Here is a 13,427-nt window from a genome sequence, read left to right on the forward strand (position 1 = left end):
GGAGGGTCCCTGAGGCGTGTATTGCCCGCCACTATCGGTGCCCTTCTCGCGGTCGGGCCGCTGTCGGGGTGTGTCGGGCAGGTCGGGATATCGCCGGTTACCACCGCGACGGCGAGCATCGATCTGGACGCGGGAACCGTGGAGCAACCCCTGGACCGCTATGACGGCGACGCGAACGCCTTCGTCGCAAAATATCGCCACGCGCTCGCCCTGAACGTGGATCGCTGCGTCGTGGAGAGGGGGTTCCCCGCGTTGGCGCTGCGTGTGGAGTGGGCCGAGATTGGGCCGCAGGAGCGCAGCGAGTTCCTGCGGTGGAAGCTCGATTCCGTTGCACAGTACGGTTTGGATCCCGACGCCCGTGATCCGGTACCAAACGTACCGATATCGTCGAGTGCGGGTGAGGAAGCTGCAAGCAAGGCATGCAGCGAAACGGCCACCGGTGATTTCACCGAGGTATTTGATTTTCTGTACGGGCTGCGTGTGGATAAGGACGTGAAAAACCGCGCGATTGCCATCACCACGCTGTACACACTTCTCGGCGGGTACCAGGGTGCCCTCATCGCCGAAAACCTGAGCGACCTGGAGGCGGTCGTCGAAAGACGCGATGCGCTGGAGCGAGATCTCGACCAGCGAATCGCGGCCGGATAGTGGCGGCAGAAGCCGGCGGACAGGCCGAGGTGCGGCTGCGACGCATCACGCATCCGGCGCGGATCATCGTGTTCCTCGTTGTCATCGCCGTACTGCTTGCGGGATCGTTTCTTGCCGGTCAGGCGCTCACCTCACCCACCGATCAGGCCCTGCGGGCGGCACCGGATGCGGTGCCGGTGACCGCCCGGGTTGAGACGCGGGTGGTGTCCACCGGGATTCGCATTGCGGCCAGCGTGCGTGCCGGGACCACCGTCGCCGTGTACTACGGTGGGGCGGCGCGTCCGGCCGAAGCCACGCCGCCCGAACCAGCGGCCGACGTTCCTCCCGAAGCCGCGGGCGCCGCGCCCGCCGGTCAGAAGCCCGCCCAGAAACCGAGCGAGGCCGCGGCCGGAACACCCGCCGACGAGACGGTGCTCAGCGATGTGCGCGTCGAAGCGGGGGAGACCCTGGGTTTCATCCGGCTCATCGCCGAGATATCCGGACGCCCGGTCGTCACCATCCCGGCATCCGTTCCGCTCTACCGCGACCTCGTGGTGGGAGATCGCGGCAATGATGTGCGCGCACTGCAGCGAGTACTCGTGGATGCCGGACACGGCCATATCCGCGTGACGGGCACCCTGACCGCGGCGGATCTCGCGGTGTTCACCACGCTGTATCGGGCAGCCGGCTACGCGCTCTCGACCATCGGTGATCGTGGCCCCGGGCTCGCCCGCGCGGAGTTCATCGCTCTGCCCGCGGGCGGCCTGCCGATCATCACCATCGCCCCGGTCGGGACGGGCCTCTCCGGCGGCACACCCCTGCTGAGCCTGGGGGACAGCCCCGCCACCATCGTGGGCCGCGCCAGCGTCGTGCAGGGCGACCGCCTCGCGGTGGGTACGGCGGTGCAGGTCACCGCGGGTGGTGGCGTGCCGCTCGCCAGCGAGGTTGTCGCCCTGGGCGAGGTGGGAACCGATGAATCAACCGGCGGGATGGGCCGAGACGTCACCGTGCGCATGCCCGATGATCCGGAGGGGGTACTGACCGCGGCCGCGATGATCCAGATCCTCTCCGGCGACATCGGCACCGAGGGCGCGGCCATTCCGGTGATCGCCATTCGGCAGGACGAGCGTGGCAGCTACGTGCGCCTCGCCCGGCCGGAAGGGGAGGGCCCTACGCCCACTGCCGCGACGGATGCGCGTCGGGTCGACCTCACCGTGACGGCCCAGGCCGAGGGGTGGGCCGCGATCGAGCCCCGCGAAGACCTGCCCGTGGGCACCGCGCTCGAGGTGGGGCCGTGAGCGACCCCGCGAACGGCACGCAGAACGGTGTAGACACGGAACCCCTGCTGAGTCTGCGCGGAATCGGTCGACACTTCGGCAGCGGAACAGGCACCACCCACGCGCTGCGCGACATCACCTTCGACGTCTTCCCGGGTGAGTTTGTGGCCATCATTGGGCCCTCCGGCTCGGGGAAGTCGACGCTCCTCAACGTGCTGGGACTCCTCGACACCGCGAGCGAGGGGGAGTACCGGATCGCCGGATCCTCGGTGTCATCGCTGAGCCAGCGCCAGCGAGACACCCTTCGCGCACACACCCTCGGGTTCGTGTTTCAGGCATCCCACATCCTCCCCGGCGAGAGCGCCGCCGAAAACGCGGCGCTGGGGCTGCGCATTCAGGGAGTCGCCCTCCCCGAACGGAGGGCCGCCGTTCGAGGGGCACTGGAGCGCCTTGGCATCCTCGCGCGGGCGCAGGCGCTTGGGAAGAACCTCTCCGGGGGTGAGCGTCAGCGCGTGGCCATTGCGCGCGCCATCGCCACCGGACCGCGGCTCCTGCTCGCCGATGAGCCCACGGGCGCACTCGACTCGGAAAACTCGGCGCGCATCATCGAGCACCTGCACACCCTGAACGCCGAGGGCGTGACCATCCTGGTGATCACCCACGACCCGGTGGTCGCGGCCTCGGCCACGCGTCGCCTGGTGCTCACCGACGGGCGCATCCGTGAGGAGGCGGGTGTAGCCGCGGCCCCGCAACAGGAGCCGCCGCACCACGCAGCACTGCAGGCCAGACCAGCCCACCGCACCACACCGCCTGATAGGCGGCCCGCCCGGGGCCGGACCCGCTCCGGGATCGCGCGGTTTGGTGACGAGATCCTGGAGGCGATTTCCACCCACGCGGGCCGCCCCGGCCGCACGATGATGCTGCTCTTTGCATTCCTGCTGGGAGCGGGCGGGCTCGTGGGCTCGATCGGGCTGAGCCAGAGCGCCGCCGCCCAGGTTTCCCAGCGCCTCACCAGCGCGGGTCTCGACGAGGTCGTGGTCTCCTCGCTCGGTGGCGGGATCGTGACCGACCCCGCCAGCAGCACGAGGATTCGCGAACTGGAGGGTGTGGTGGGAGTGGGCTACCGGGCGCAGGTGAGCGCCGTAAACGCCCGGGTATCCCTCCTCCCGCCGGGCACCGTGGCCGAGCAGCCAGGATTCACCGGACGCACCATGTATGCCTCAGCGGAGTACCTGCGGCTCGTCACGGCCACGACTCGGCCAGCATCGGCCCCGGCGGTCCTGGAGGCCACCTGGTCCGGTGACGTCGCCCTGGTTGGTGCCGCAGCAGCCCGAGAACTGGGCATCGCCGAGGCCGCACCGGGCATGCGAATCTTCGTGGCGGGCACCCCGGTGGAGGTGATCGGGATCATCACCTCGGCGGGCCGTGAATCCCTGCTGGATTCCAGCGTGGTGCTCTCACCCGCCCTCGCCGATCGGGTGCGGGGCGAACAGGCCGAGCTCGTGGTGCGCACGCAGCCCGGATACCCCGCGGCCCTCGCCGCGGCCATTCCGCCGATCGTTGCGCCGGGGAATCCCGGGGTCGTCACCGTGCAGACGGTTGCCGACCTTCGGGCGTTGCAGCGCGGTGTGAACGCCGACCTCGGCACCCTCGTGGGCATCATCTCGATCGTTCTGCTCGTGCTCGCCTGCCTGAGCGCCGCCACCTCGATGTACCTCACCGTGCGCGCCCGCGCCGCGGAGATCGCGCTGCGCCGCGCGGTGGGGGCAAGCAGGGCTATGATCTGGCGCATGTTCACCCTGGAGGGTGCCACCATCGGCGCGGCCGGAGGACTTGCCGGCAGCGCCGCGGGCATCGCAATGGTGCTGGTTGCCAGCGGCGTCCAGCAGTGGACCCCCATCCTCGACCCCGCCATCATCGGCGTGGGCGTCCTCGTCGGCACCCTCACCGGCATCGCCGCCGCCGCATACCCGGCCCTCGTGGCCGCCCGAGCCGACCCGGCCCAGGCTATCCGCGAGTAGCCGTTCACACCAGCCCGCGCCGATCCCGCCGACGCCACCCGCGAGTAGTTCTCGTGCCCGCGCGAGCCCACGAACGAGGGTCACGAACCCGAAGCCTTCCCCGATAGCATGACCAACATCGGACCCGACAACTCGAATTGGATGTTATGGAACTCTTACCCCGCCTCGCCGCCCTCGCCGAAAAGGTGCGCGATCAGCACCAGCAGATTGCCACCGAGGAGGCGACCAAAAACGCCTTCATCATGCCCTTCATCGCAACCGTCCTCGGCTACGACGTCTTCAACCCGATCGAGGTGATTCCCGAGTTCACCGCGGACGTCGGGATCAAAAAGGGCGAAAAGATCGACTACGCGATCATGCAGGATGGCGAGATCCAGATGCTCATTGAGTGTAAGAAGGCGGGTGCTCCGCTCAACCTCGAAAATGCGTCGCAGCTCTACCGATACTTTGCGGTCACGAGCGCTCGTATCGCCGTGCTCACAAACGGCATCGTGTACAACTTCTACTCCGATATCGATGCGCCCAACCGCATGGACGAGAAGCCGTTCCTCGTGCTTGACCTTCTGGACATCGATGAGAGCATCGTCGGGGAGCTGCAAAAGCTCACCAAGACCGACTTCGATCTCGAATCCATCATCAGCGCCGCGGGTGAGCTCAAGTACATCGGGCAAATCAAGCGCGTTATCGGCCGCCAGTTCCGCGAGCCCGATGACGAGTGGGTGCGGTTCCTCACCACCCGCGTGTACGAGGGTGTCATCACGCAGAAGGTGCGCGAACAGTTCCGCGGGCTCGTGACCAAGGCCGCCGGGCAGTACCTCAACGACCAGGTAAACGACCGCCTGAAGTCGGCGCTGGGAAGCGCCCGTCCGCTGACGATTACCCGGGTCGAGGAGGAGGAACCCGAAGTAAAACCGGTCAGCAGTGAGGCCCGGCCGGAACCCGATGACGATGACGGTATCAACACCACCCTCGAAGAACTTGAGGGATTCCACATTATTCGAGCAATCGTCTGCTCGGACGTTGATGTTGACCGCGTGGTCTATCGCGACGCAAAATCCTACTTCGCGATTCTCTTCGACGACAACAACCGTAAGCCCATCGCAAGGCTCCACTTCAATCGCGCCCAGAAGTACCTCGGTTTGGTGGACGCGGAAAAGAACGAGACCCGAATTCCCATCGAAAACCTCACCGAAATCTATGCGCACGCCGATGCGCTCCGCGAGACAGCTCGCCGCTATCACGAGGTCTAAGTACCCGCACGTAAAAACACCGCGGCCCCCGTTCTCGAAAGAACGGGGGCCGCGGTGCGTAGGGGAGACCTAGTAGGACTGTGCGATCAGATCCTCGGGAACCTCCGAGGCCGCAGCCTCGTCCACGAAGAATACCGTGCGGCGACGGCCCTTCACACCCGCGATCGGGACATCCGCGTAGGATGCACCGGCGAGTGCGAGGCCCAGCGGCGACGCCTTCTCCGCGCCGGCCAGCTCCACCCACACGCGGCGGGAGGTGTTGATCGCGGTGCGAGTCAGGGTGAGACGCTCGCTCGGCGGCTTCGGCGAGTTACGTACCGGCAGAACCGTGTGGTCCTTGTCCAGTACCTCGGTGAAACCGGGGAACAGCGACGCGGTGTGGCCGTCCGGCCCGACACCCAGGAAGGTGATGTCGAAGCGGGGCAGGTTCGAGTCGCCATCGGCGAAACGAGCCAGCTCCTCGGCATAGGCCACGGCGGCGGCATCCAGGTCGAGACCGGCATCCGATGCGGGCATCGGGTGAATGTTCTCGGCCGGGATGGTCAGGTGATCCAGCAGAGCCGAATACGCCTTCACGTCGTTGCGGTCCTCGTGGCCGGCGGGCACAAAGCGCTCGTCGCTCCACCAGAAGTGAACACGAGACCAGTCAACGCTGTCGCGCGCGGCGGAAGCATTGATGGATTCGAGCACCGCGATCCCCACACGGCCACCCTCCAGCACAACGTTTACACGATCGTATTCGTCGAGCAGGTCGAGGGTCTTGGTGAGGAAGCGTGCGGCCAGGGAGGCCGTCAGCGCTTCGCTGTCCTTATGAATGAGGACGCGGCGTTCGTTGGTCATCGTTGATCCCTTACTTTACTTCGTGGTGGACTCGGCCAGCAGCTCGGCCAGTCCGGTGGTGATTACATCGCCGTACAGTGCGTCCGGGTCAAGTCGGCGCAGTTCCTCAGCAAGGCAGTCGCGTAGGCTGCGGCGGGGCAGCGCAATCTCGTGCTCGGGCTGACCCGGCAGCTTCAGCGTAGCCGAAGTGCTGGTGAACGGACGAACGATGGACACCTCGCCGCTCTCGCGGACCAGGGTCACCGAGTGGATTCCGGTGTCGTTCGGGCCGCGCTCGGTCTCCACCTGCTCGACCGGGGCCTGCAGCGCGCTACGCAGCCACGCGGCGAGCAGGATGGTCGAGGGGGAGTCCGAAGCACCGGACACGATGACCTTGGTGACCGGCTCGTACGGCGGCTGGTCCAGCGCCGCGGCGAGCTGTGCACGCCACAGGGTCAGACGGGTCCACGCGAAGTCGGTGTCACCGGCGGTGTAGGTGGTGGCACGAACGTTGAGTTCGGCCAGCACGTCCTCACCGATCGAGGCGTCGGTGATTCGGCGCTGCGCCATGCGACCCAGCGCGGTGTGCGCTACGTCGGCCGGAGCCTTGCCGGGCCACCAAGCCACAACCGGAGCATCCGGCAGCAGCAGGCCGGTGATCAGCGATTCCTCGCTGGTCGCGACCGCACCGTAGACGCTGAGGATGATGACCTCGCTCGCACCGGCGTCGCCACCGACGCGGATCTCCGCGTCCAGGCGATCAACGGTACCGGTGGTGGCCTCGTTGGAAACCACGATCACGCGCATCGGGTGCTCACGAGAAGCCTCGTTTGCGGCCTGAATGGCGTCCTCTTCCTGACCGTGCTCGGAGCTGATCACGAGGGTCAGCACGCGGCCGAGGGCAACGGCACCGCCGTCTTCGCGCAGGGTTACCAGGCGCTTGGCCACCGCACTGACGGTGGTATCGGGCAGTTCGACGATCATGGGCGTCTCCAATTCCGGCCGTCACGCTGCAGGAGTTCATCGGCCGAAGCCGGTCCCCAGGATCCGGGCTGATACTGATCAAGCGGGCCACCCTGTGCGGCCCAGAACTCCTCGATCGGGTCGAGGATCTTCCAGGAGAGCTCAACCTCCTCGTGGCGCGGGAACAGGGGCGGGTCGCCCAGGAGAACGTCGAGAATCAGGCGCTCATAGGCCTCGGGGCTCGCCTCGGTGAACGCGTGGCCATAACCGAAGTCCATGGTCACATCGCGCACCTGAGTGCTGGCGCCGGGAACCTTCGAACCGAAACGAATCGTGACGCCCTCGTCCGGCTGGACGCGGATCACGAGTGCGTTCTGGCCGAGCTCAGCGGTCTGGCTCTCCTCGAACAGGTACTGCGGTGCACGCTTGAACACAACGGCGATCTCGGTCACACGACGGCCAAGACGCTTACCCGCACGCAGGTAGAACGGCACGCCGGCCCAGCGACGGGTGTTGATGTCGAGGCGCATTGCTGCGTAGGTCTCGGTGATCGACTCGGGGTTCATGCCGTCCTCATCGAGGAAGCCGGGAACCTGCTCGCCACCCTGCCATCCGCCGGCGTACTGGCCGCGGGCGGTAGCGGTGGAGAGGTCCTCGGGCAGACGCACGGCGGCCAGAACCTTTTCCTTCTCGGCACGCAGGTCCGAGGCGTCGAAGGAGTTGGGCTCCTCCATCGCGGTCAGGGCCAGCAGCTGCAGGAGGTGGTTCTGGATGACGTCGCGGGCGGCACCGATACCGTCGTAGTATCCGGCACGACCACCCACGCCGATGTCCTCGGCCATGGTGATCTGTACGTGGTCTACGTGGTTGGCGTTCCACAGCGGCTCGAACATCTGGTTTGCGAAGCGCAGAGCCAGGATGTTCTGAACGGTTTCCTTACCGAGGTAGTGGTCGATACGGAAGACCGAGTCGGCGGGGAAGACGGATTCGACCACGGCGTTGAGCTCGCGGGCGGTCTTCAGGTCCGAACCGAACGGCTTCTCGATGACCACGCGACGCCAGGAATCTTCCTTGTGGTCGGCGAGGCCCGAGCGGCGCAGCTGCTCGGTCACGATCGGGAAGGCCTTCGGCGGGATCGACAGGTAGAACGCGTGGTTGCCCATGGTGCCGCGCTCGCGGTCCAGGGTCTCCACGGTCTGCTTCAGGCGGTCAAACGCCTCGTTGTCGTCGAACTCTCCGGGAACGAAGCGGATACCCTGCGCAAGCTGGGCCCACACCTCTTCCCGGAACTCGGTCCGGGAGTGCTCCCGGACCGAGTCGTGCACTACCTGCATGAAGTCCTGGTCTTCCCAATCACGGCGGGCGAACCCGACCAGGGAGAAGCCCGGGGGCAAGAGCCCCCGGTTCGCCAGGTCGTAAACGGCCGGCATGAGTTTCTTACGTGACAGGTCACCGGTAACACCAAAGATGACCAGTCCGCTCGGGCCGGCGATTCGGTTCAATCGCCGGTCCGAGCTCAGCCGGAGCGGATTAAACTCCGGCGTAATATCCACGGGGGACATGGGACTCCTAGAAGGTTTTGCGGGGGGTTGTTAGCGCGCGATGGCGGCGAACAGGGTTTCGATGGTGCTGGCCGGGTCGGTCAGGGTGAGGGTAACAACCGGGCGACCGTGGTCGGCCAGTACGCTTGCGTCACCCTGTGCCTGAGCGCCAATCAGCTCACCGAAGGTAAACGGACGCTCCGGGATCTCGAGGTCCGCCGGGGCGGTCTCGGTGATCTGCAGGAATACGCCCACGGCCGGTCCGCCCTTGTGGAACTGACCGGTCGAGTGCAGGAAGCGCGGGCCCCAACCGAAGGTGACCGGACGACCGGTTACCGCGGCGAACTGGTCGCGAATACCCTGCAGCTGCGGGTTTGCGACACGGTCTACGTAGGCCTGCACGGAGAAGTAGCCATCCTCGGGGAGGGTGCCGATCAGGGCAGCCAGAACCTCGCGGACGGTGGTGGCGGAGCCGATAACCTCGGCCGGGCCGCGCACCTCGATACCGGCGTCAACGAACGCCGGCTCGGTGGGCTCGGGGCGGGAGTCCAGCAGACCGCGGGTAGCGATCTTGGCGGACTCCACGTCGGGCTGGTCGAACGGGTTGATCCCGAGCAGACGACCGGCCACCACAACCGCGTACTCCCACACCAGCAGCTGGGCACCCAGGCTGCCGCTGACGAGGATTTCACCCTCGCGTGCGTGGTTGTCGAAGTGGGTGTGGGCGTTGTCTACCAGGCGCACGATCTGGGTGTCCGCGTAGCCCGCGGTCACCTCGGTCGAGAGCGGCTCGAGAACAACCGGCAGAACGCCGGTGCCGAGCTTGCCGGTGGACTCGGCGATCAGCTGCTCAACCCAGTCGCCGAAGCCGACGATGTGGCTGCCGTCGGTGACGATACCGAGCTTGCTGCGGTGGGCGATGGCCGCACCGAGCACGAGGCCCGGGTTGGTCTCGTTGTCTACCGCGAGCTCAACCGAGATGGCCTCGGCCTCGTTCAGCAGCTCCTCGATGTCCGCACCGGCGAGTCCCGAGGGGACCAGGCCGAAGGCGGTGAGGGCCGAGTAGCGGCCACCCACGTTGGGGTCCGCGTTGAAGACGGTGTAACCGGCCTCACGTGCGGACTTGTCCAGCGGGGAACCCGGGTCGGTGACCACGATGATGCGCTCGGTCGGGTTGATACCCGCCGCGGTGAACGCAGCCTCGTAGGCGCGACGCTGGCTGTCGGTCTCCACGGTCGAACCCGACTTGGAGGACACCACGAGGGCGCTGGTCTCCAGGCGGTCGCCCAGTGCGGCCAGGATCTGACCGGGGGCGGTCGAGTCCAGGATGGTCAGCGGGGCACCGAGGGTGTTGGTGATAACCTCGGGGGCCAGCGAGGAGCCGCCCATGCCGCCCAGCACGATGTGGTTCACACCGGCTGCGCGCAGAGCGTCGCGCAGCTCAAGGATGGGAGCCACCAGCGGACGCGAGATCGCAACGGCCTCGGTCCAGCCCAGACGGATCGAGGACTCGGCCTCGGCGTCTGCGCCCCACAGGGTGGGGTTCTGCGCGGTGATACCCGAGGCGACCAGGTCGGCAACCAGGGTGGGGACGGCCGCGGCTACGGCCTCCTTGACGTCTCCGGAGAGGTGGATTTCGAAGCTCACTTCGAGGCCTCCAGAGCGGCGTTCACGGTGTCCAGCAGTTCGTTCCAGGAGACGATGAACTTCTCAACGCCCTCCTTCTCGAGCTGAGCGGTCGCGTCGTCGTAGGAGACGCCCGAGGCGGCCACGGCATCCATGATCTCGTGAGCGGCGGCGTAGGCCACGGTCACGGTGTCACCGGTGATGACGCCGTGGTCGGCGGTAGCCTCGAGGGTCTTCTCCGGCATGGTGTTGACAACACCGGCGGCAACCAGCTCGGTCACGTACAGGGTGTCGGGCAGAGCGGCATCCTTGACACCGGTCGAGGCCCACAGCGGACGCTGCTTGTTGGCACCGGCGGCCAGCAGGCCGGCTGCGCGCTCGGAGGCGAACTCCTGCTCGAAGGCCTCATAGGCCAGCTGAGCGTTGGCAACGCCAGCCTTCGACTTCAGGGCCACGGCCTCGGGGGTGCCCACGGCGTCGAGGCGAGCGTTGATCTCGCTGTCCACGCGCGAGACGAAGAACGAGGCAACCGAGTGGATGCCCGAGATGTCGATGCCCTTGGCCTTGGCCTGCTCGAGACCGGCGAGGTAGGCGTTGACCACGGCGCGGTAGCGCTCGAGCGAGAAGATCAGGGTCACGTTGACGCTGATGCCCTCGGCGATCACGGCGGTGATGGCCTCGAGGCCCTCAACGGTTGCGGGGATCTTGATCATGGCGTTGGGGCGGTTGACCTTGGCCCACAGCTCCTTAGCCTGCGCGATGGTCGCGGCGGCGTCGTGAGCGAAGCCCGGCTCGACCTCGATCGAGACGCGGCCATCGAAGCCCTTGGAGGAGGCGTAGATGTCGGCGAAGATGTCGCTTGCGGCGGCAACGTCGTCGGTGGTGATCTCGAAGACTGCCTTCGATGCGTCAACACCGGCGGCCTTGAGTTCGGCTACCTGCTCGGCGTAGCTCTCACCGTTGCTGAGTGCACCGGCGAAGATGGTCGGGTTGGTGGTCACGCCGACGACGTTCTTCTCGGCGATCAGGGCCTGGAGGCTGCCGGACTGGATGCGTCCACGGGACAGGTCGTCGAGCCAGATGCTGACGCCGGCGTTGGACAGCGCTGCGGTACGTTCGTTAGTCATTGAATCTTCTTCTTTCCTGTTCAACGCCTACGCGTTGAGCGAGTCCTTGGCCGCGGCCACAACGGCCTCGGTCGTGATACCAAACTTGGTGTACAGGGTCTTCTCGTCTGCCGAAGCACCGAAGTGCTCCAGGGAGATGGAACGTCCACGGTCGCCAACAATTCCCCGCCAGGTGAGGGCGATACCGGCCTCAACCGAAACGCGAGCGGTGATGGCGGCCGGGAGTACCGACTCCTGGTAGGCGGCGTCCTGCTCGGCGAACCACTCGAGCGAGGGAACCGAGACGACGCGGGCCTGGATACCCTCGGCGGCGAGAACGGTGCGGGCCTCAACGGCCAGCTGTACCTCGGAACCGGTGGCGATCAGCAGCACCTCGGGGGTACCGTTCGGTGCCTCCAGCAGGGTGTACGCGCCACGAGCGGTCAGCGATGCCGATGCGAAGGTCTCGCCGGCGGCAGCACCCTCGCCACGTGCGTACACGGGGAGGTTCTGACGCGACAGGGCGATACCCTGCGGTGCGGTGTGACGCTTCAGCATCTCGAGCCACGCGTGAGCGGTCTCGTTGGCGTCGGCCGGACGGATGATGTCCAGGTTGGGGATGGCGCGGAGCGCTGCGAGGTGCTCAACCGGCTGGTGGGTCGGACCGTCTTCGCCGAGGGCGATCGAGTCGTGGGTCCAGACGAAGATCGGAGCGATGTTCATCAGGGCGGCCAGACGGACGGCGGGACGCATGTAGTCGGCGAACTGCAGGAAGGTTCCACCGAAGACGCGGGTCTTACCGTGCAGGGCGATACCGTTCATGATTGCGCCCATGGCGTGCTCACGGATACCGAAGTGCAGGACGCGACCGTAGTCGTTACCGGTCCACGCGCTGGTCGAGTGCTCGGCCGGCACGAACGAGGGGGCACCCTCGATGGTGGTGTTGTTCGAACCGGCGAGGTCGGCGGAGCCACCCCACAGCTCGGGCAGAACCGAGGCGAGGCCGTTGATGACCTTGCCCGAGGCAACACGGGTCGAAACCGACGAGCCACCCTCGAAGACCGGCAGAGCGGACTCGACGTCGGCGGGCAGTTCGCCAGCCTCGAGGCGAGCGAGCAGCTCGGCGCGCTCGGGGTTTGCGGCGGCCCAGGCGTCAAAGCGAACCTGCCATGCGGCGTGCAGCTCGGCACCGCGTGCCACGGCACCGCGGGTGTGCTCGATGACGTCCTCGTCCACCTGGAAGTTCTGCTCCGGGTCGAAGCCCACAACGGTCTTCAGAGCGGCGAGCTCCTCGGCACCCAGCTTGGAGCCGTGGATGCCACCGGAGTTCTGCTTCTTGGGGGAGGGGTAACCGATGATGGTCTTGAGGATGATGAGCGACGGCTTCTTGGTCTCTGCCTTGGCAGCCTCGATGGTGTCGTTCAGCTCCTGCACGTCTTCGACGTACTCGCCGTTCTTCTTCCAGTCGACGATGCGCACGTCCCAGCCATAGGCCTCGTAGCGCTTTGCGACGTCCTCGGTGAAGGCGATGTTGGTGTCGTCCTCGATCGAGATCTGGTTGGAGTCGTAGATGGCGATGAGGTTGCCGAGCTCCTGGTGGCCGGCGAGGGACGAAGCCTCGCTGGTCACGCCCTCCTGCAGGTCACCGTCTCCGGCAACGACGTACACGAAGTGGTCGAAGGGGCTGGTGCCGGCTTCGGCCTCCGGGTCGAACAGGCCACGCTCGTAGCGGGCGGCGTAGGCGAAGCCCACGGCGGAGGCGAGACCCTGGCCCAGCGGGCCGGTGGTGATTTCCACGTGGTCGGTGTGACCGAACTCGGGGTGACCGGGGGTCTTCGAGCCCCAGGTGCGCAGTGCCTCGATGTCGGCCTTTTCGAGACCGAAACCGCCGAGGTACAGCTGGACGTACTGAGTGAGGGAGGAGTGGCCAACCGACAGCACGAAGCGGTCGCGTCCCAGCCAATCCTGGTCGCTCGGGTCCTTGTGCATGACCTTCTGGAAGAGGAGGTAGGCGACCGGTGCGAGGCTCATTGCCGTTCCGGGGTGGCCGTTACCGACCTTTTCTACGGCATCCGCCGCGAGAACGCGAGCGGTGTTAACCGCCTTGTTGTCGATGGGATCCCACTTCAGAGCTGCCAAGATTATTGACCTTTCCTAATCGAACCCGGTGGCCTGGGTTGGCCGCCGTGGCTGAGCG

10 protein-coding genes are annotated in these 13,427 nt (G+C 66.5%); 4 read left to right on the top strand and 6 right to left on the bottom strand.

Going from position 1 to position 13,427, the window contains the following annotated elements:
- Positions 1-21 precede the first annotated feature (21 nt).
- The 4 genes from D9V32_RS13050 (at position 22) to D9V32_RS13065 (ending at position 5,175) form a co-directional block, all read left to right on the top strand.
- Complete coding sequence (locus D9V32_RS13050) at positions 22-648, top strand: hypothetical protein (protein ID WP_121649361.1); 627 nt, start codon at positions 22-24, stop codon at positions 646-648.
- Positions 648-1,925 carry a hypothetical protein gene (locus D9V32_RS13055; RefSeq protein ID WP_121649362.1) on the top strand — a complete coding sequence of 426 codons (1,278 nt, stop codon included), beginning with the start codon at positions 648-650 and terminating at the stop codon, positions 1,923-1,925. The genes D9V32_RS13050 and D9V32_RS13055 overlap by 1 nt, the downstream gene beginning before the upstream one ends.
- Positions 1,922-3,925, top strand: a complete 2,004-nt coding sequence (locus tag D9V32_RS13060) for an ABC transporter ATP-binding protein/permease (RefSeq protein WP_183086317.1) — start codon at positions 1,922-1,924, stop codon at positions 3,923-3,925. Before D9V32_RS13055 ends, D9V32_RS13060 begins: the two co-directional genes overlap by 4 nt.
- 146 nt (positions 3,926-4,071) lie before the next feature.
- Positions 4,072-5,175, top strand: coding sequence for a type I restriction endonuclease (locus D9V32_RS13065; RefSeq protein ID WP_121649364.1), 1,104 nt, complete (start codon positions 4,072-4,074; stop codon positions 5,173-5,175).
- Positions 5,176-5,244: 69 nt separating this feature from the next.
- Here D9V32_RS13065 and pgl read toward each other — a convergent pair whose 3' ends face one another.
- The 6 genes from pgl to tkt are packed head-to-tail and all read right to left on the bottom strand — an operon-like array spanning position 5,245 to position 13,369.
- Entirely contained in the window at positions 5,245-6,015 is a 771-nt protein-coding gene (pgl, locus tag D9V32_RS13070) for a 6-phosphogluconolactonase (RefSeq protein ID WP_121649365.1), read from the bottom strand.
- A gap of 15 nt (positions 6,016-6,030) precedes the next feature.
- The gene (locus D9V32_RS13075) at positions 6,031-6,978 is read right to left on the bottom strand and encodes a glucose-6-phosphate dehydrogenase assembly protein OpcA (protein WP_121649366.1); all 948 of its coding nucleotides are present in this window, start codon (positions 6,976-6,978) and stop codon (positions 6,031-6,033) included.
- Positions 6,975-8,519, bottom strand: coding sequence for a glucose-6-phosphate dehydrogenase (gene zwf, locus D9V32_RS13080; RefSeq protein WP_121649367.1), 1,545 nt, complete (start codon positions 8,517-8,519; stop codon positions 6,975-6,977). Before zwf ends, D9V32_RS13075 begins: the two co-directional genes overlap by 4 nt.
- 30 nt (positions 8,520-8,549) lie before the next feature.
- On the bottom strand, positions 8,550-10,145 hold the full coding sequence (locus D9V32_RS13085; RefSeq protein ID WP_121649368.1) for a glucose-6-phosphate isomerase: 1,596 nt from the start codon (positions 10,143-10,145) through the stop codon (positions 8,550-8,552).
- Positions 10,142-11,251, bottom strand: a complete 1,110-nt coding sequence (gene tal / locus D9V32_RS13090; RefSeq protein ID WP_121649369.1) for a transaldolase — start codon at positions 11,249-11,251, stop codon at positions 10,142-10,144. Before tal ends, D9V32_RS13085 begins: the two co-directional genes overlap by 4 nt.
- A 27-nt stretch (positions 11,252-11,278) precedes the next feature.
- Positions 11,279-13,369: a transketolase gene (tkt, locus tag D9V32_RS13095; protein ID WP_121649370.1), complete on the bottom strand. Its 2,091-nt coding sequence runs from the start codon at positions 13,367-13,369 to the stop codon at positions 11,279-11,281.
- Positions 13,370-13,427: the final 58 nt, after the last annotated feature.

The organism is Mycetocola tolaasinivorans, from assembly GCF_003667565.1.
In the GTDB taxonomy this organism is placed as follows: domain Bacteria; phylum Actinomycetota; class Actinomycetes; order Actinomycetales; family Microbacteriaceae; genus Mycetocola; species Mycetocola tolaasinivorans.

Bases quoted from the DNA above. Each gene is read 5' to 3' on its own strand.
- D9V32_RS13075 (WP_121649366.1), bottom strand. From the start codon at position 6,978: ATGATCGTCGAACTGCCCGATACCACCGTCAGTGCGGTGGCCAAGCGC.
- D9V32_RS13065 (WP_121649364.1), top strand. From the start codon at position 4,072: ATGGAACTCTTACCCCGCCTCGCCGCCCTCGCCGAAAAGGTGCGCGAT.
- pgl (WP_121649365.1), bottom strand. From the start codon at position 6,015: ATGACCAACGAACGCCGCGTCCTCATTCATAAGGACAGCGAAGCGCTG.
- tal (WP_121649369.1), bottom strand. From the start codon at position 11,251: ATGACTAACGAACGTACCGCAGCGCTGTCCAACGCCGGCGTCAGCATC.
- zwf (WP_121649367.1), bottom strand. From the start codon at position 8,519: ATGTCCCCCGTGGATATTACGCCGGAGTTTAATCCGCTCCGGCTGAGC.